General features: G+C 64.3%; 17 protein-coding genes and 1 pseudogene. 16 read left to right on the top strand and 2 right to left on the bottom strand.

Translation table 11 applies throughout. The features are described 5' to 3' along the window. The first annotated feature begins 89 nt into the window (after nucleotides 1–89). The 6 genes and pseudogenes from lptC (at nucleotide 90) to ptsN (ending at nucleotide 5,193) form a co-directional block, all read left to right on the top strand. Entirely contained in the window at nucleotides 90–779 is a 690-nt protein-coding gene (gene lptC, locus Q8P46_12435) for an LPS export ABC transporter periplasmic protein LptC (GenBank protein MDP2620962.1), read from the top strand. Continuing rightward, nucleotides 766–1,377 carry an LptA/OstA family protein gene (locus Q8P46_12430; GenBank protein MDP2620961.1) on the top strand — a complete coding sequence of 204 codons (612 nt, stop codon included), beginning with the start codon at nucleotides 766–768 and terminating at the stop codon, nucleotides 1,375–1,377. Before lptC ends, Q8P46_12430 begins: the two co-directional genes overlap by 14 nt. A gap of 201 nt (nucleotides 1,378–1,578) precedes the next feature. Beyond that, nucleotides 1,579–2,292 (top strand): annotated as a pseudogene (lptB, locus tag Q8P46_12425) (LPS export ABC transporter ATP-binding protein). A gap of 39 nt (nucleotides 2,293–2,331) precedes the next feature. Further along, nucleotides 2,332–3,873: an RNA polymerase factor sigma-54 gene (gene rpoN, locus Q8P46_12420; protein MDP2620960.1), complete on the top strand. Its 1,542-nt coding sequence runs from the start codon at nucleotides 2,332–2,334 to the stop codon at nucleotides 3,871–3,873. Between the two features lie 237 nt (nucleotides 3,874–4,110). Beyond that, nucleotides 4,111–4,698 (top strand): ribosome-associated translation inhibitor RaiA, encoded by a 588-nt coding sequence (gene raiA / locus Q8P46_12415; protein ID MDP2620959.1) that lies wholly within the window; start codon nucleotides 4,111–4,113, stop codon nucleotides 4,696–4,698. A gap of 30 nt (nucleotides 4,699–4,728) precedes the next feature. After that, on the top strand, nucleotides 4,729–5,193 hold the full coding sequence (gene ptsN, locus Q8P46_12410; protein ID MDP2620958.1) for a PTS IIA-like nitrogen regulatory protein PtsN: 465 nt from the start codon (nucleotides 4,729–4,731) through the stop codon (nucleotides 5,191–5,193). Nucleotides 5,194–5,316: 123 nt separating this feature from the next. Here ptsN and Q8P46_12405 read toward each other — a convergent pair whose 3' ends face one another. Together Q8P46_12405 and Q8P46_12400 are read right to left on the bottom strand one after the other, a co-directional pair. After that, a complete protein-coding gene (locus tag Q8P46_12405) occupies nucleotides 5,317–5,577 on the bottom strand; it encodes a DUF1150 domain-containing protein (protein MDP2620957.1) in 261 nt (86 codons plus the stop codon). 31 nt (nucleotides 5,578–5,608) lie between these two features. Further along, nucleotides 5,609–6,034, bottom strand: a complete 426-nt coding sequence (locus Q8P46_12400) for an Hsp20 family protein (protein MDP2620956.1) — start codon at nucleotides 6,032–6,034, stop codon at nucleotides 5,609–5,611. Between the two features lie 286 nt (nucleotides 6,035–6,320). Between Q8P46_12400 and Q8P46_12395 the strand changes: the two genes are divergently transcribed. From Q8P46_12395 to Q8P46_12350, 10 genes are all read left to right on the top strand, one after another. Beyond that, complete coding sequence (locus Q8P46_12395) at nucleotides 6,321–9,188, top strand: AMP-binding protein (GenBank protein ID MDP2620955.1); 2,868 nt, start codon at nucleotides 6,321–6,323, stop codon at nucleotides 9,186–9,188. Nucleotides 9,189–9,396: 208 nt separating this feature from the next. Continuing rightward, nucleotides 9,397–9,933, top strand: coding sequence for a superoxide dismutase family protein (locus Q8P46_12390; protein ID MDP2620954.1), 537 nt, complete (start codon nucleotides 9,397–9,399; stop codon nucleotides 9,931–9,933). A gap of 479 nt (nucleotides 9,934–10,412) precedes the next feature. After that, a complete protein-coding gene (locus Q8P46_12385; GenBank protein MDP2620953.1) occupies nucleotides 10,413–10,784 on the top strand; it encodes a hypothetical protein in 372 nt (123 codons plus the stop codon). Beyond that, nucleotides 10,759–10,923 (top strand): hypothetical protein, encoded by a 165-nt coding sequence (locus Q8P46_12380; GenBank protein MDP2620952.1) that lies wholly within the window; start codon nucleotides 10,759–10,761, stop codon nucleotides 10,921–10,923. Before Q8P46_12385 ends, Q8P46_12380 begins: the two co-directional genes overlap by 26 nt. 15 nt (nucleotides 10,924–10,938) lie before the next feature. Then, nucleotides 10,939–11,478, top strand: coding sequence for a hypothetical protein (locus Q8P46_12375; protein ID MDP2620951.1), 540 nt, complete (start codon nucleotides 10,939–10,941; stop codon nucleotides 11,476–11,478). 10 nt (nucleotides 11,479–11,488) lie between these two features. Continuing rightward, the gene (locus Q8P46_12370; protein ID MDP2620950.1) at nucleotides 11,489–13,216 is read left to right on the top strand and encodes a cbb3-type cytochrome c oxidase subunit I; all 1,728 of its coding nucleotides are present in this window, start codon (nucleotides 11,489–11,491) and stop codon (nucleotides 13,214–13,216) included. Nucleotides 13,217–13,280: 64 nt separating this feature from the next. Beyond that, nucleotides 13,281–14,147 (top strand): heme o synthase, encoded by an 867-nt coding sequence (cyoE, locus tag Q8P46_12365; protein ID MDP2620949.1) that lies wholly within the window; start codon nucleotides 13,281–13,283, stop codon nucleotides 14,145–14,147. 11 nt (nucleotides 14,148–14,158) lie between these two features. Next, nucleotides 14,159–14,992, top strand: a complete 834-nt coding sequence (locus Q8P46_12360) for an SCO family protein (GenBank protein ID MDP2620948.1) — start codon at nucleotides 14,159–14,161, stop codon at nucleotides 14,990–14,992. 20 nt (nucleotides 14,993–15,012) lie between these two features. Further along, entirely contained in the window at nucleotides 15,013–16,602 is a 1,590-nt protein-coding gene (locus Q8P46_12355) for a hydrogenase iron-sulfur subunit (GenBank protein ID MDP2620947.1), read from the top strand. Continuing rightward, a complete protein-coding gene (locus Q8P46_12350; GenBank protein ID MDP2620946.1) occupies nucleotides 16,595–17,110 on the top strand; it encodes a hypothetical protein in 516 nt (171 codons plus the stop codon). The genes Q8P46_12355 and Q8P46_12350 overlap by 8 nt, the downstream gene beginning before the upstream one ends. Nucleotides 17,111–17,218 lie beyond the last annotated feature (108 nt).

The raw sequence follows: 17,218 nt of genomic DNA, 5'->3' as shown, positions 1-17,218 counted from the left end.
CCGTGATATGCTGGATCTCTTGAAAGCCGGTGTGATCTTGGGGCGGCTGCGGAAACCAGCCGCGCCGAGGGATTGGATGTGTGCGTTTGATGACGGCGATCACTGACCATATGGACAGCCGTTTGGCGCGCTGGAGCGGCTATGACCGCGACGAGCAGGCGCGCGTTCTGGCGCAGGCCCGGCACCACAGCCGATTGGTGCGCCGGTTGCGCCGCCTTCTGCCGGCGCTCGCCGCCGTCCTGGTCATCGCGACGGTGCTGGCGAATGGAGAGTGGCTGTTGTCCTTCGGGCCAGTCTCGGTCGGGCGGATCTCGGTCGAGAACGGCGTCTTGAAGATGGAAAACCCGCGCCTGTCCGGCTATTCGCAGAACGATAAGACCTATGAGGTCAGCGCCGCGGCGGCCATGCAGGACATATCCAAGCCGAACATCGTCCGCTTGCAGCAGGTCAAGGCGCGAATCACCGAGGAGGACGGGCGCTGGACGACCGTCGACGCCCGCTCCGGCGTGTTCGACACCGAGAAAGAGGAGTTGCGGCTGGAGGAGGATGTCCGCGTCCGCAACGACAAAGGCTACGAAATGCGGCTCAAATCGGCGGAAATCGCGTTTAAGAGCGGCAGCGTCGCTTCCAACCGGCCGGTCGAGATCGACATGCTGAACGGTCAGTTGCGCGCGCGCCGGCTGCAGATCGAGAACAGGGGAAAACGCATCGTTTTCACCGGAAAAGTGATCCTAACCTTCCGCCCAAAGGTCAAGGAGACGGCTGATGATCGGCGCTGACGGACGTTCGGCGATGCGGTTGGCAGGCGTCATGGCCCGGCATGTCTTGGCCCTGGCGGCGGCGCTGATCGTTGCCGCGTCCGCGCCGGCTGCGGCGCAAAGCCGGCTCGCCAATGCGTTTTCCGGGTTTTCGGTTAACTCCGACAAGCCGATCGACATTGCCTCGGATGTGCTGGAAGTGCTTGATGAAGAGCAACTCGCCATCTTTAAGGGCAATGTAAACGTCGTCCAGGGCGAGGTCACGCTGAAGACCAAGGTTCTGAAGGTAAGCTATGACGGCAGGGTGAACGGCGGCGGCCAGCAGCAGATCAGGCGGCTGGAGGCCCTCGGCAAGGTCCTGGTCGAGACCAAGGACCAGACCGTGACCGGCGATCACGCCGTTTTCGAAATGAAACAGAACATCATCACGGTGGACGGCGACGTGGTGCTGACCCAGGGCGGCAATGTCCTGCGCGGCAGCAAGCTCGTCGTCGACCTCAATACCAGCCGCTCGCGCCTGGAAGCGCACAAGTCGGGAAAGGGCGGCCGGGTGACCGGATCATTCGTCCCCAGTTCGCCGCGTCCCGGCGAGGGCGGCGAACCGCCGGCACCGCAATGAGCGACGTCGGGCATGGCGGGCGGTTCCCAAGTTCGGGACCGGGTGACGGCACTGCCGCGCCGTCGTGCCAGCGCGCGGCCCAGCCGAAGTGAGGCAACAGTGGGTAAGCTTTTATCATTTCCCCGGCGATCCGCGAAACGGCCTGCACGCGGCGCGGCGGAGATCGACTTTGGCTTGGCGCCTGACGCAGCTCCGGCCAGGCTTGCCGTCCACGACGTCACCAAGAGCTTCAAGCGCCGGCCGGTCGTTCGCGGGGTCAGCCTGTACGTCCAGCAGGGCGAGGCAGTGGGGCTGCTCGGTCCCAATGGCGCCGGCAAGACCACCGTCTTTTACATCATCACCGGGCTGATCGCCGCCGACCGCGGCCGTATCGAGGTCTACGGCCAGGATGTCACCGGTCTGCCGATGTATCAGCGTGCGCGCTTGGGCATCGGCTATCTGCCGCAGGAAGCGTCGATCTTTCGCGGTCTTTCCGTCGAACAGAACATTCGCGCCGTGCTCGAGCTGGTCGAGCCCGACCGCCGGGCCTGCGAGGCGGAGCTCAATGCGCTGCTTGAGGAATTCGGCATTCTCCATGTCCGCAAGTCGCGCGCGATCGCGCTCTCCGGCGGCGAGCGGCGGCGGGTGGAAATCGCCCGGGCGCTGGCCAGCCGGCCGTCTTTCATGCTTCTCGACGAGCCGTTTGCCGGCATCGATCCGATCGCCATCAACGATTTGCGCGCCCTGGTCCGCCATCTGACGGCACGCCGCATCGGGGTTCTGATCACCGATCACAATGTCCGCGAAACCTTGGAGCTGATCGACCGCGCCTATATCATTCACAGCGGCGAGGTGCTGATGGAGGGGCGTCCGGACGAGATCATCGCCAACGCCGAGGTGCGCCGCCTGTATCTCGGCGATCAATTCAGCCTATAGCCGCCGCGAGCCGGGTGTTAAGAGCGGAGTGATCGGGACATGGCGCTGATTCCAAAGCTGGAGTTGAGGCAGGGCCAAGCCCTGGTCATGACTCCCCAGCTTCAGCAGGCCATAAAGCTCCTGCAGCTCTCCAGCCTCGATCTTGAAGCCTATGTGGAGGCAGAGCTGGAGCGCAATCCGCTGCTCGAACGCGCCGACGACGAGGCCCCGGCCGCAGCGGAAAGTGACGCCGAAACGGACGGCGCCGGCGACGAGGCCTCCGACAAGCCCGCGGAATGGTCCGACCTTGCCTTTGAGGAATCGCCGCGCGCGGTTGCGGCCAAGCTCGACACGGATGTTGAGAATGTCTTCCCCGACGACACCGAGGCCGGCGGCGCACCGGAGAGCGAGCCGCGGGCGATGGAGCCGATGGATTCCGGCTGGAGCGCCATCAGCGGGCGGCGCGGCGGCAGCTTCGATTCCGGCGAATTCGACTTCGAATCGATGCTGACCGGCGAGGTGACGTTGCGCGATCACCTCAACGAACAGCTGGCGCTGGCCATTGCCGATCCTGCCAAACGTCTGATCGGGCAGCATCTCGTCGATATGGTCGACGATGCCGGCTATCTTTCCGGCAATCTCGAGCAGGTCGCGATCCGCCTCGCCGCGCCGCTCGACATGGTCGAGGAAACGCTGAGGGAAATTCAAGCCTTCGATCCGCCGGGGGTTCTGGCGCGCAATCTCTCCGAGTGTCTGGCAATCCAGCTCAAGGACAAGGACCGGTTCGATCCGGCCATCGCCTGCTTGGTCGAGAATATCGAGCTCCTGGCCCGGCGCGAATTCGACAAGATCAAGCGTCTATGCAGGATCGACGACGAGGACCTGGCCGACATGGTCGCCGAAATCCGCGCCCTCGACCCCAAGCCCGGGCTGAGATTCGGCTCCATCGTCATCCAGCCGATCGTCCCCGACATCTTCGTGCGGACGCGGCCGGACGGCAGCTGGCAGGTCGAGCTCAACAGCGATGCTCTGCCGAAGGTGCTGGTCAATCAGGAATATTACACCAGCGTCGCGCGCGACACGCACAACGAGCTCGAACGCACCTATCTGAGCGAGTGCCTGCAAAGCGCCAACTGGCTGGTCAAGAGCCTCGACCAGCGCGCCCGCACGGTGCTCAGGGTGGCGACCGAGATCGTGCGTCAGCAGGATGGCTTCCTGGCCGACGGCATTCAATGCCTGCGCCCGCTCAACCTGAAGACCGTGGCCGACGCCATTTCCATGCACGAATCGACGGTCAGCCGCGTCACTTCCAACAAATACATGGCGACGCCGCGCGGCACCTTCGAGCTGAAGTTCTTCTTTACTTCGGCGATCGCCGCGGCCGACGGCGGCGAGGCGCATTCCGCCGAGGCCGTGCGCCACCGCATCAGGGAGCTGATCGACCGGGAATGTCCCGAAAAAGTCCTGTCCGACGATCAGATCGTGCAGGTCCTCAAACAGGAGGGTGTCGATATCGCGCGGCGGACCGTCGCCAAGTACCGCGAGGCCATGCGCATCGCCTCCTCGGTGCAGCGGCGGCGCGAAAAGCGGGTGCCGATGTGACCGGCCGTTCGCGGCGCGCCGGCAAGCCGGGCTGGCTGTGGACAGGCGGCAAGCGCATTGACAGGCGCTGGTCGCGCTCTTAGGTTCCAGCCGCCGCGTTAGGCAGATGCCGATATCTGCGCCGGGATGGAGCGGCCAATCCGCGAATCACTGTTTGCGGGGTCATTGCCGAGAACGCGCGGTGGGCGAAGGCGCGGTGGAAATTGCGGGCCTGCCCGGTAAGGTGCCTGAGCATCGATGCACGTAAAAATCACCGGAAAGAATATGGATGTGGGTGATGCCTTGCGCGAGCGCGCCGGCCACCGTCTGGTGGACGTGCTGGGCAAGCATTTCGACCGCGGCTACGACGCCCATATCGTGTTCGAAAAGACGCGCATCGGCTTTCTGGCCGAATGTGTGGCGCATCTCGATTCCGGCGTCAGGCTGCAATCGCGTGCCGAGGCGCAGGATGCCCACGTCGCACTCGAACTTGCGGCCGACAAGCTCGAAAAGCGCTTGCGCCGCTATCGCCGCCGCTTGAAGGAACACAATCAGGCGCGGGTGGAGCCGGCGCCGGCCTTCATTCTCGCAGCGCCCAGGGATGAGGACGAAGAGCCCGAGAGCGAGGCCGCCGACAATCCCGTGGTGGTCGCCGAAAGCACGACGCCGTTGCCGACCCTGACGGTCAGCGAAGCGGTCATGCGCCTCGATCTCGGGAATGAGCAATTCATCATGTTCCGCAATGCCGGCCATGGCGGGCTCAATATTGTCTACCGCAGGGACGACGGAAACATTGGCTGGCTGGATCCGAGCCGCACCGCGCCCGCCGATGTCGAGGCGCGCTGACGGATTTCACGAACCGGGGTATTTGAAAACATGGATTTGAGCGATCTGATCACGCCCGACGCGATCATGCCGAGCATGAAGGTCTCGAGCAAAAAGCAGCTCTTGCAGGAAATGGCCGGCCGCGCGGCGGCGCTGACCGGCCTTGTCGAGCGGCAGATTTTCGACCTGTTGCTGCAGCGCGAGCGGCTCGGCTCGACCGGCGTCGGTCATGGGGTCGCGATACCGCACGGCAAGCTGCCGGGTCTGCAGCGGATTTGCGGCGTCTTCGCCCGCCTCGACAAGCCGATCAATTTCGAGGCGATGGACGACCAGCCGGTCGACCTGGTGTTTCTGCTGCTGGCACCGGAAGGAGCCGGCGCGGACCATCTCAAGGCGCTCGCGCGCGTTGCCAGGGTGCTGCGCGAACCGACCGCGGCGAAGAAGCTGCGCGGCTGCCGCGATGCGGCAGGCCTTTATGCCTTGTTGATCGAGTCCACCGAATCCGACGCCGCTTAGAGCATGTTCCGCAAGAATGGGAACCGGTTTTGCGGGAAGAACATGCTCAACCATTGAGATTGAACCGAAAACCGATTCGGATCAGATGGATTTCGGTCTAAAGCTTTTCCGGCAGACTTCGGATCAGTGCACGGAGACGGGCATCAGGCTGTGCTCGCGCGCATTGGCGATCACCGTGTCGCGGTTGTCGCCGAGCAGGATCGGCGTGCCGTCGGCTGCGTGCAGCACGAACAGCCGCGCGGTTGCCGGCAGCCTGCGGGCGGACGGGAACTGGCCGATGGCGTCCTGGGCCTCGATTTCGCGGATATAGGCGACCTCGCCGCCGCCGAGATGGGCGAACTCGTCCGCCGAAAGCGGGGGGATTTTGCGTTCTTGCTCGGTCATTGTCTCAACCTTTCGTCCATGTCGCCTATCGTCATTGCCCGTTGGTGATGTCGATCTTGCGCACCAGCCGCTCAGGATCGTGGCGAACCAGATCGATGGACAAAAGTCCGTCCTTCAGTTCCGCGCCCGCCACCTCGATGGCATCGGCGAGCACGAAGGCGCGCTGGAACTGCCGGGCGGCGATACCGCGATGCAGGAAGGTGCGCGACTTGTCGTCGGTCTGCCGGCCGCGGATGACGAGTTGGTTGTCTTCGTGGCTGATCTCCAATTGATCGCGCGTAAACCCGGCGACGGCGAGCGTGATGCGCAGCACCTCGCCGCGGTCGCTTTTCGACACGCGTTCGATGTTGTAAGGCGGATACCCATTGCCCGCTGACTTCGTCAGCCGGTCGAGCAGTTGTTCGAGACCCTCGAAGCCGAGCAGAAACGGACTTGAAAACTGAGACGCGGGAGACATCGATTGTCCTTCATCAAGCGACAGACATGTCTTTGCGGCGCGGCCGCCCCTCAGGCACGGTACACCGCGTCCGGCCCCATCATGGGCGCCGGATATGGCAAATATGGGAAGGGCCGCAAAAACGGTCAAGACGTCGGGCCGGCCAGGTGCAACCGAGGCCGTAAAGGGTTCTGACACCAGCCATGCTAGAATCGTCTCGCTGCGGTTCGCGCGACCTTGACCCGCATCAATGCAATGCCGCTGTGCGCGCCGATGATCGGCGGACAGCGATACTGGGTGGCATCGAATGGCTTCGGCGGTAAAGGCTGGAAAGCAGCGGGCGACCGCAAAAGGCCGTGCGGCGGATGACGAGAACGCCCGCCAGCTTCTCGCTATCGTCCATGACCTCGCCGTCGAGCTGCATCCGCATCTGCGCCGAACACTGACCGTCGAGCTCGACAGCGACATTGACAGCGACATCGGTCTCGATAGCCTCGGGCGCGCGGAGCTGCTGCTCCGCATCGACCGGGCCTTCAAGGTGCGATTGCCCGAGCGCCTGATCGGCGAGGCCCGGACGCTGCGTGACCTGCTCAAGGAGGTGACCGCCGCCGCACCCGACGCCGGCGCGGGACGTATCAGAACCGCCATTGAGCCCATCGTGCTGCCGGAAACCTCGGCGCCGACGCAGGCAACCACGCTCATCGAGGTGCTCGCGGCCCATGTCGGGACGCATGGCGAACGGCCGCACATCTTGTTGTGGCGCAGCGACGAGGAAGACGAGGCCATTACCTATTCGGGGCTCGATCGGGCCGCGCGAGCGGTCGCCGGCGGACTGATCAATCGGGGACTTGAGCGCGGCGAGCGCGTCGCCATCATGCTGCCGACTGAGGCAGGCTTCTTCCACGCCTTTTTCGGGGTGCTTCTTAGCGGCGGAATACCGGTGCCGATCTATCCGCCATTTCGCCGCGCCCAGGTCGAAGACCATCTGCGCCGGCAGGCCGGCATCCTGTCCAATGCGCAAGCGAGCTTTCTCGTCACCGACGAGGAGATCCACAGGGTCGGGGTCCTGCTCTACGGCCTGACGGATTCCTTGCGCCGCGTGGAGACGGTCACCGAGCTTGCCTCAGGCGAGATGATCGGCGAGGCGACGCCCGCCGACGGCGGGACGACGGCGCTGATCCAATACACTTCGGGCAGCACCGGCGATCCCAAGGGCGTCGTCCTCTCCCACGCCAACCTCATCGCCAATATCCGCGCCATGGGCGAGGTCATGGAGGCGAGTTCCTCCGATATTTTGGTGAGCTGGCTGCCGCTCTATCACGATATGGGGCTGATCGGCGCCTGGTTCGGCTGCCTCTATTACGGCGCGCCCGCGGTCATCATGCCGCCGCTCGCCTTTCTGGCCGACCCCGCGCGTTGGCTGTGGGCCATTCACCGTCATCGCGCGACGCTCTCGGCCGCGCCGAATTTCGCGTTCGAGCTGTGTCTGAAGAATATCCGCGATGCGGATATCGACGGCCTCGACCTGAGCACGCTGCGCATGGTGGTCAACGGCGCCGAACCGGTGAGCCCGAGCACCATCGTCCGCTTCACCGAGAAATTCAAAGCTTATGGCTTCAGGCCGGAGGCCATGGCGCCGGTATACGGGCTCGCCGAGAGCGCCGTGGGGCTGGCTTTTCCGCCGACCGGGCGGGCACCGATCATCGATCGCGTGGAGCGCGAATCCCTGTCCCAGCGCGGCTATGCGCGGCCGGCCGAACCGGACGACGTCACCGCGCTTGAATTCGTCGCTTGCGGCCAGCCGCTGCCGAACCACGAGGTGAGGATCGTTGACGCGACCGGCCGCGAGGTCGCCGCGCGCCACGAGGGACGGCTTCAGTTCAAGGGCCCCTCGGTGACGACCGGCTATTTCCGCAACGAGGAGAAGACGCGCGCCCTGTTCGACGGCGACTGGCTGGAGAGCGGCGATCTTGCCTATATCGTCGGCGGCGACATATTCCTCACCGGCCGGATCAAGGACATGATCATCCGTTCCGGGCGCAACATCTATCCCCACGAGCTGGAGGAACATGTCGGCAATATTGAAGGCATCCGCAAAGGCTGCGTCGCCGCGTTCGCCAGCAGGGACCCGCGCACCGGCACTGAGCGGCTGATCATCCTCGCCGAGACGAGGCTTGCCGATCAAGCGCAATTGGATGAGCTGAAGCAACGAATTTCGGATGCGTCCCTGGAGCTTCTCAACCTGCCGCCGGACGAGATCGTCCTCGCGCCGCCGCACGCGGTTCCGAAAACCTCGAGCGGCAAGATTCGCCGTTCGCAGGCGCGCTCGCTATACGAAAGCGGGATGATCGGGCGCAAGGCCCGCGCCCTGTGGTGGCAGCTTGCCCGTCTGAGCCTCGTCGGACTGGCACATCGCTTTCAGCGGGGAGGGCGAATTGCGGTCCATTTCGCCTATGCCGCCTATTGGTGGTGCGCGCTTTGCCTCATCAGCGTCTTCGTCTGGCCGCTCGTCGTCGCGCTGCCGCGGCGGGATTGGGCGCATGCCGTAACCGGCGGGCTCGCGCGCCTGTTCCTGCGCCTCACCGGGCTTGCCGTGGACGTTGAGGCGGAAGGCCCGATCCCCGAAAAGCGCGTGATCCTGGTGAGCAACCATTCAAGCTATCTGGACGGCATGGTCATCTCGGCGGCGATCCCGGGCAAGCTTTCCTTTGTCGCCAAGGCGGAGCTCGGGGCCCAGCTGATCACGGGGCCCTTCCTGCGGCGCCTCGGAACGATTTTCGTGCGCCGTACGGACGCGAGCGGCGGCATTGAGGACACGGCGCTGACGCTGAAGGCGGCCGAGGCCGGCGAACGGATCGTCTCGTTCCCGGAAGGGACGCTGACCCGCATGCCGGGCCTGCTGGGATTTCATCTGGGGGCGTTTCTGGTCGCGGCCCAGACCGGCACGCCAGTCATTCCCGTCGCCATCCGCGGTACCCTATCGGTGCTGCGCGGCGGACAATGGTTTCCCCGGCGCGGGGCCATATCGGTGCATATCGGCACGCCGATCAGGGTCGACGGCACTGATTTCGAGGCCGCGGTGCGGCTTCGCGATGCGGCGCGCGCGGTGATCCTCGCCCATTGCGGCGAACCGGACCTGGCGCGCGAGAAGATCAGCCTTACAACGGCGACGTGACGGCGAAGCGCAAAAAGAAGGCTCCCTGCCCCAATCCGGGGACTGTCCGGCCTTCAAGACTGAACAAGGCATCATGATTTCCACCGTTGCTGGCCGCCGCGTATACTCTAGGCGTGGAACCGGTCGCGCCGCGCCCCGTTTCAATGGTTGAGCAACGGCCGACGTTCCCGACAGCAGCTGCAGTCATTTCAGTCGAAGGGTGATTGTCATGAAACGCCTTATTGCGATGATTATAGGAACCGTGCCAGTGCTGGCCATCGGCGGCGCTGCCTTTGCGCAGCAGCCGGCGATGGAAGCGGCCAAGGCGGATGTGGCCGACAAGGACGGCAAGGCGCTTGGAACGGTCGAGTTCACCCAGACGCCGAATGGCGTCCTGGTCCGGGCGGTGCTCGAGGGCCTGCCGCAGGGCACACACGGCTTCCACCTCCACGCGGTGGGTAAATGCGAGCCGCCGTTCGATTCGGCGGGCGGGCACTATAATCCCACCAATGCCGAGCATGGCTTTTTTAGCGAGGGCGGGCCACACGCCGGCGACATGGTCAACCTCAACGTGCCGGAAAGCGGCGCGGTGACGTTCGAGACCGTCACCACCATGGTCACCATCTCCGGCGGCGAGAACCCGCTCCTCGATGATGACGGCTCGGCCCTCGTGATTCACGGGGGGGCGGATGATTATACCAGCCAGCCCGCCGGGGATGCTGGTCCTCGGATCGGCTGCGGCGTGATCGAGGCCAGTGGCGGCTAAAGCCGCTAGGGACGGTCCATAACAGCGCGTGCGTTTCGGGGCCGGAAGGTTCAGCCAGGATTTCGCCGGGGCGCACCGCTGGATGAACCAACTGACCGGAGAAGCTGACCTGGCCATGCCGCGGCGGCAGCCCGCAAAACCGGGGACCGCAGCGACTTGGGCCGGGTTCTGCCACTCGCGTTCCTTGCGCCCGACATCGTCGCGGCCGTCTGCCCTTCGAGTGGCTCGACCAAGGCGACCTGCTCGCCTTCAGCAATCCGGCGCGTCGATGGCACCGGCCCGCCCTTTGCACCCGGCAAACGTGTGGCGACGAGAGAAGCCCGGCAGAGACGAACGGCTAATGAGCGCAGAAACGGCACTCAACCCGCGTCTCCGGACCAGATGATCGGCGGAGAAACATTCCAACCTACGGAAATGACGGGTTCTTTCCAGGAGCGCCCTGTCATGCTGCAAGTCGGACGGAGAAGGAGGCCAATCCCGTGGAGATAGTCTATTTCACTCTCGTCGCGATCCTTCTCTATCTTCTCGCCGACTGGATCCTACGCCGCATCGAGGCCTATCTCGGCCGCGTGCTCAAGCAGCGCACGGTCGTCTTCTTCGTCATCCTATTGATTCTCGCGATGGTCAGCTTCGCCGCCATCCGCGCCTATGTCGGCCAACAGCACCGTCCCTCCACCACCGATGGGAATCGCTTGACTATTGTCAAGAACCGCATTGACGCGGCTGTTAGCGTTTTGTCTACTAGTTGCAAGATTGGGGAAGCTGCGGATCTGTCTGCGGGAAGCACTTGTTCACCCGGGCGCTCAAGGGAAAGAGGGTACAATCATGACCGGCGAAACCAAGGGTCATGACGGGGAGGAACCGATCCCCGTCATGCAACAACTACTCGACAATCCGTTCATCCTCCTGTTTCTCGGGGTGGCGATACCGACCGTGCTCTACATCGTCTGGGGCGTGATCGAGGTCGCAATGATCCCGATCGCGCAATAGGCCGGGGAGGGCACGATGGCTATACATCCGCCGAAAAACAGGGTCTGGTGGAACGAGCCCCTCACCAAGGTCGAGGTCACCTGGATCACGATCGCCTTTTTGTGGGGCCTGCTGATGTTCTTTGCCATGATCTACTGGCATTTCGCCGGCGAGCAGAACCTTTCCAACGAGGCTTACCGGATCAGGCCGGAGGTGTTCTCCGAGCGGACCGAGGCTATGGCCGATCAATATACGGTGCGCGAGGAGGCCGACGTTCCGGTCGTCCACCCGCCGGCCGGCGGCGACGTCTACGTGCTCGGGCGGCTGTGGGAATGGTGGCCGATTCTCGAGCTCGAGAAAGGCAAGTCATACCGCCTGCATGTTTCCTCCCTTGACTGGCAGCACGGCTTCTCGCTGCAGCCGGTCAACATCAATCTGCAGATTCATCCCGGCTACGAGACGGTGTTGACGGTCACGCCCGACGAGGTCGGTGAATTCTCGGTCGTCTGCAACGAATTCTGCGGCATCGGACACCACCAGATGGTGGGCCGCATCTATGTCGTCGAAGCTCAATAGGAGGGGGGTCATGGCAGACGCAACAACATACGGAAAAGGGATCAGAGCCGTCGAGGCGAAGTTCCGCACTTGTCCCGACACCGGCCTCAGGGTCGAGGCCCAGGCCGAGGCGCTGATCAAAGCGAATGCCGTCGTCGGGGTCGTGTTTCTTGCCATCGGCGGCTTTTTTGGCCTGCTCGTGGCGCTGACCCGCTGGCCGGCCGTGCACATCCTGCCCGCCGAATGGTTCTATCTGGCATTGACCGCGCACGGTGCCGACGTGCTGTTGTTCTGGATCATCTTTTTCGAGATCGCGATCCTCTATTTTGGTTCTGCCGTGCTGCTGGGCAGCCGGCTCGCTGTGCCGAAAATCGCCTGGCTCGGTTTCGCCCTGATGCTGGTCGGCGCGGTGCTCGCCAACATCGCCGTGCTGCAGGGCGAATCGAGCGTCATGTTCACCTCCTATCCGCCGATGCAGGCACGGCCCAACTTCTATCTCGGGTTGATCCTGTTCGCGGTCGGGGCGCTGATCGGCTGTTTCGTCTTCTTCGCCACCCTGGTCGTCGCCAAGGACGAGAAGACCTATGAAGGATCGGTGCCGCTGGTCACCTTCGGGGCCATCACCGCGGCGATCATCGCCGTGTTTACCATCGCTTCGGGCGCCGTGATCCTCATTCCGACCTGGCTGTGGTCCCTCGGCCTTATCAGCACCGTCGACCCGCTGCTCTACAAGGTCATCTGGTGGGGGATGGGTCATTCCTCGCAACAGGTCAACGTCTCCGCCCATGTCGCCGTCTGGTACGCCATCGCCGCCATGGTGCTGGGCGCCAGGCCGCTGTCGGAAAAGGTCAGCCGCACGGCCTTCCTGCTCTATATTCTGTTTCTGCAGCTCGCTTCGGCGCACCATCTGCTGGTCGAGCCGGGCATCAGTTCGAACTGGAAGATCTTCAACACTTCCTACGCCATGTATCTTGCCGTCCTCGGCAGCATGATCCATGGGCTGAGCGTGCCCGGCGCGGTGGAGGTGGCGCAGCGCCGCCGCGGGTTCACCAACGGCATCTTTGAGTGGCTGCGCAAGGCGCCATGGGACAATCCGGCGTTTGCCGGCATGTTCCTCTCGCTGATCATGTTTGGCTTCCTGGGCGGCATCTCCGGGGTCGTTCTCGGCACCGAGCAGATCAACCTCTTGATGCACAACACGCTCTATGTGCCGGGACACTTCCACGCTACGGTCGTCGCAGGCACGACACTCGCCTTCATGGCCATCACCTATCTGGTGGTGCCGCTTATCTTCCGGCGGCAGATCATCCTGAAGGGCCTCGCCAAATGGCAACCCTACCTGTTCGGCATCGGGGTGGGCGGCATTTCCCTGTTCATGATGGGGGCCGGAACGCTCGGCGTTCCGCGGCGGCATTGGGACATCACCTTCACCGATGCGCCGCTGTCCGTCGAACTGCCGGGCACGGCCTTCCTGATGATGGGCTTGAACGGCATTTTCGCGCTGCTCGCCGCGACAGGCGGCCTTATCTTCATCGTTATCGTCGTCGGCTCGGTGCTGTTCGGCGAGCGGCGCACGGAGGCCGTCGCCAAGGCCAATCCGGTGGTCTTCGACGGCGGCGCGGCGGTGGCCCACTACGGCTCGGAGGAGCATGTCAAGGTTCCCGGGACCATCGTCTTGATCGCCGTGTTCTTCACCGCCTTCGTGCTCTACTACTTCGTCAACTGGAAGTTCCTGTCCGAAGTGTGGCCGCTGAGCTGAGGCGATCATGGCGGGTCCGCATACGCGGACCCGCCGCCATCGACCTGCGTGGGGAGCAACCGACTTGGCCAACGCGATCGCCCTTGCCGCCAACGTGTTCAAGCTGCGCATAGGCTTTGCGATCACGCTTTGCGCGCTGGCCGGTCTGGCGGTGACGCCGGGAGACACGCTTCCGGCCTGGAAGGTCGCGGTGCTGGCGCTGGCGGTGTTCCTGTCCTCGGCGAGCGCCGGCGCCTTCAACCAGTATGCGGAACGCGACCTCGACGCGCTGATGGCGCGGACCCGCAACCGCCCCTTCGTCACCGGCGCGCTTGCCGCGGGGCCGGCCTGGCTTGCCGCCATCCTAGGCGTGCTTGCCCTCGGCGTCGGCCTTGCCGGCCTGGTGCTCAATGCCGCCGCGGCGCTCTACGTCTTTCTCGGCGCCTTCGTCTACGGCATCGTCTATACAGTTTGGCTGAAGCGCCGCTCGGTGCTCAATATCGTCATCGGCGGGCTTGCCGGCAGCTTCGCGGTGCTGGCCGGCGCCGCCGCGGTCGATCCAGCGCTGGCGCCGGCGCCACTGATCCTCGCCGTCGTCCTGTTCCTGTGGACGCCGCCGCATTTCTGGAGCCTCGCAACAGCGCTCAGCGAGGACTACGCCAAGGCCGGCGTGCCGATGCTTCCCGTCGTCGTCGGCGAGGCGGTTGCCGCCCGGATCATCCTCGCCCACACGGTGGCCCTGGTCCTTCTGTCACTCGTCCCCGTCATGTTTGGGCTTGGAGTCGTCTATCTTGCCTGTGCGGTCCTCGGCGGCGCCGTGTTCGTGTGGCGGAGCCTGGCCCTTGTGCGCGCGCCCGGCCGCAAGGCAGCGCTGCAGAACTTTCATGCCTCGCTCTTGCAGCTCACGCTGCTGCTGGTCGGGGCCATGATCGATGGCTGGCTCATTTCGTGAAGGCTTCTGGAATGGCTCTTCGGCTCGTTACGGCGCTGTTGGCGGCAGGAGCATGGTTGCTGACAGACGCGCTGCCGGCTGCCGCCCATGGCGATGCCGCGTCCGACGTTAGCCCATTCGACGAAAAGCAGGCGCTCAAGGTCAGCCAGGACGCCATCGGCCGCGCTGTCGGCAACCATGCCTTGGTCGATTCGGCCGGAAACCCGGTCGATCTTACAGACTTCAGGGGCAAGCCGCTGGTCATTAGCCTGATCTATACGAGCTGCTATGACACCTGCCCGTTGATCACCGAAAATCTGCGCAACGCAGTGCGCGCTGGCCGCTCCGCGCTCGGCAAGGACTCTTTTTCCGTCGTCACCATCGGCTTCGACGCCAAGAACGACACACCCGAGCGGATGCGCCTCTACGCCGGGGAGCGCGGGATCGACCTGGCCAACTGGCGTCTCCTGTCCGCTGATGCCGAGACCATACACCGGCTCGCTGACACGCTCGGCTTTATCTATTTCCCCTCGCCGCGCGGCTTCGACCATCTGGCGCAGACGACCATCCTCGACGGCGCCGGTACCGTCTACCGGCAGGTCTATGGCGCGAGCTTCGCCGCGCCGAGCATCGTCGAGCCGCTCAAGGACCTCATATTCGGCCGCGCCCGCGATTTCACCACCATCCCCGGCATCGCCAACCGCATCCGTCTGTTCTGCACCCTCTACGATCCGCGCGACGACCGCTATTATTTCGATTATTCGGTTTTCATCGGGATGATCATCGGCGCCTTGAGCCTGGGCGGAGTAGGGGTGATCGTCACCCGCAATGTCTGGCGGCTGTGGCGCGAGGGCCGGGCGAGCTAGGCGGAGCGGAGCAACCCCGCATGAATTTCATCCAAAGGCCGCTGCGCGCGTTTTTCGCCGCGCTGGAAACCGGGCTCGACCGGATCTTCGGCACCCGCCTCAACCCGCTCTATCATCTCGGCGCGCTCGGCTTCTTCCTTTACTGGGTCGTCGCCGTCACCGGCATCTATCTCTACATCTTCTTCGATACCGGCATCACCGCGGCCTATGAGTCGGTCGAGTATCTCACCCACGACCAGTGGTATCTCGGCGGCGTCATGCGCTCGCTGCACCGCTACGCCTCCGATGCCATGGTCCTGTTCATGGTCATCCACATCTTCCGCGAATTTGCGCTCGACCGCCATCGCGGCGCGCGCTGGTTCACCTGGTCGACCGGCACGCCGATCCTGTTCCTGGTCTTCGTCTGCGGCATCACCGGCTACTGGCTGGTCTGGGACGAGCTTGCCCAATATGTCGCCATCCGCTCGACCGAGTGGCTCGACTGGCTGCCGATCTTCGTGACCCCGATCGCCACCAATTTCCTCACGCCGCAGCAGCTCGACGACCGCTTCTTCACGCTTATGATCTACCTCCACATCGCCGCTCCCCTGATCCTGCTGCTCATTTTGTGGATCCATCTGCAGCGGGTCACCCGGGCGGAGACCAACCCGCCGCGGGGGCTTGCTGCCGGCATGTTCGCCGCCATCCTCGCCCTGTCGCTGGTCAAGCCGGCGGTCAGCCATGGACCCGCAGACCTGACGACGGTCGTGTCAGTGGTGCGGCTCGACTGGTTTTATCTCGGCCTTTATCCGCTGCTCGACTATTGGTCGTCCGGCACAGTCTGGGCAACCGTCGGCGTTGTGCTGCTGCTCCTTACCGTCCTGCCCTTTCTTCCACCGATGCGCCGCGCCAAACCGGCGCTGGTCACGCTCGACCAGTGCAATGGCTGCGCCCGCTGCGCTGCCGATTGTCCGTTTAACGCCATCACCATGGCGCCGCGCAGCGACGGCAAGAAGTTCGATCGGCAGGCGAGCGTCTCCGCGTCGAAATGCGTGAGTTGCGGCATCTGCGTCGGCGCCTGCCCGACCTCGACCCCGTTCCGCCGCCGCGCCGAGCTGATCAGCGGCATTGACCTGCCGGACCGGTCACTCGCCGACATCCGCGCCGCCATGCACGAGGCGGCCGACCGGCTGAGCGGCGAGCCGCGCATCCTCGTCTTCGGCTGTGCCCAAGGCGTGAGGGCGAGAAGCCTTTCCGTTCCCGGCGCCGCTGCGGTCGAGCTGCCGTGTATCGGCAATCTGCCGCCTTCCTTTATCGACTATGCATTGAGCGCTGGCCTTGCCGACGGGGTGCTGCTCACCGGCTGCCCGAAAGGCGACTGCTACAACCGTTTCGGCATCGACTGGGCTCTTGGCCGCGTCAACGGCACGCGCGACCCTCACTTGCGCGAACGCGTGTCGCGCGAGCAAATCGCCCAATTTTGGGGTCACGCCTCGGAAGGCGCGGGGCTGCGCCGCGAGATCAGACGCTTCGCCGCGGCGCTTGCCACGCTTCCCAAGCGGCAACCGCCCAAGCGCGACGGCGGCCCGCCGCCGGCACCACGGCACTACAAGGCGACCAGTGATGCTTAGCGCGATCAAGATTGCTGGGCAGGTCGCGATCTATGCCGCGATCATGGCGGTCATCGGCTATTTTTCCGACACGCCCGCCTACCGTCACTTTCCAGCCGATTCTGCGCTCATCAAGCTCGCGCTGGTCCATGGCGGCCAGAGCAAAGGCGGATGCCGGGAGCCGACCCCCGAGGATTTGGAGAAGCTGGCGCCGAACATGCGCCGCAAACTCATCTGCGAGCGCGAGAGGCTGCCGGTGGCCGTGGAGCTGGAGCTCGACGGCAAGGTGGTCTTTTCTGAGACGCTCGAGCCAACGGGCCTGCGCTCGGATGGCCCGGCCCGGCTCTACCAGAGCTTTCCGATCCCGGCCGGGCCGCACACACTCGCCGCGCGGATGCGCGACAGCGACCGCGCGGAAGGCTTCGACTATGAGGCGCACACCGAGGTCGCGCTTCGACCGGGGGTGCTTTTTGTTATACAATTTCGTGCCGAGGGCGGCGGTTTTCTGTTTCACGAAGCGACCGATTAGGAGGCAATCATGGCCCTGATCCGTTGGCGGGATGAATATTGCACCGGGATTCCGTCCGTTGACGAGGAGCACAAGGAGCTGGTCGAGCTGATCAACGAGCTGACCGTG

The organism is Hyphomicrobiales bacterium (assembly GCA_030688605.1).
In the GTDB taxonomy this organism is placed as follows: domain Bacteria; phylum Pseudomonadota; class Alphaproteobacteria; order Rhizobiales; family NORP267; genus JAUYJB01.
This window is presented reverse-complemented; position numbering and strand designations above follow the sequence as displayed.

Bases quoted from the DNA above. Each gene is read 5' to 3' on its own strand.
- lptC (MDP2620962.1), top strand. From the start codon at position 90: ATGACGGCGATCACTGACCATATGGACAGCCGTTTGGCGCGCTGGAGC.
- Q8P46_12430 (MDP2620961.1), top strand. From the start codon at position 766: ATGATCGGCGCTGACGGACGTTCGGCGATGCGGTTGGCAGGCGTCATG.
- rpoN (MDP2620960.1), top strand. From the start codon at position 2,332: ATGGCGCTGATTCCAAAGCTGGAGTTGAGGCAGGGCCAAGCCCTGGTC.
- raiA (MDP2620959.1), top strand. From the start codon at position 4,111: ATGCACGTAAAAATCACCGGAAAGAATATGGATGTGGGTGATGCCTTG.
- ptsN (MDP2620958.1), top strand. From the start codon at position 4,729: ATGGATTTGAGCGATCTGATCACGCCCGACGCGATCATGCCGAGCATG.
- Q8P46_12405 (MDP2620957.1), bottom strand. From the start codon at position 5,577: ATGACCGAGCAAGAACGCAAAATCCCCCCGCTTTCGGCGGACGAGTTC.
- Q8P46_12400 (MDP2620956.1), bottom strand. From the start codon at position 6,034: ATGTCTCCCGCGTCTCAGTTTTCAAGTCCGTTTCTGCTCGGCTTCGAG.
- Q8P46_12395 (MDP2620955.1), top strand. From the start codon at position 6,321: ATGGCTTCGGCGGTAAAGGCTGGAAAGCAGCGGGCGACCGCAAAAGGC.
- Q8P46_12390 (MDP2620954.1), top strand. From the start codon at position 9,397: ATGAAACGCCTTATTGCGATGATTATAGGAACCGTGCCAGTGCTGGCC.
- Q8P46_12380 (MDP2620952.1), top strand. From the start codon at position 10,759: ATGACCGGCGAAACCAAGGGTCATGACGGGGAGGAACCGATCCCCGTC.
- Q8P46_12375 (MDP2620951.1), top strand. From the start codon at position 10,939: ATGGCTATACATCCGCCGAAAAACAGGGTCTGGTGGAACGAGCCCCTC.
- Q8P46_12370 (MDP2620950.1), top strand. From the start codon at position 11,489: ATGGCAGACGCAACAACATACGGAAAAGGGATCAGAGCCGTCGAGGCG.
- Q8P46_12360 (MDP2620948.1), top strand. From the start codon at position 14,159: ATGGCTCTTCGGCTCGTTACGGCGCTGTTGGCGGCAGGAGCATGGTTG.
- Q8P46_12355 (MDP2620947.1), top strand. From the start codon at position 15,013: ATGAATTTCATCCAAAGGCCGCTGCGCGCGTTTTTCGCCGCGCTGGAA.
- Q8P46_12350 (MDP2620946.1), top strand. From the start codon at position 16,595: ATGCTTAGCGCGATCAAGATTGCTGGGCAGGTCGCGATCTATGCCGCG.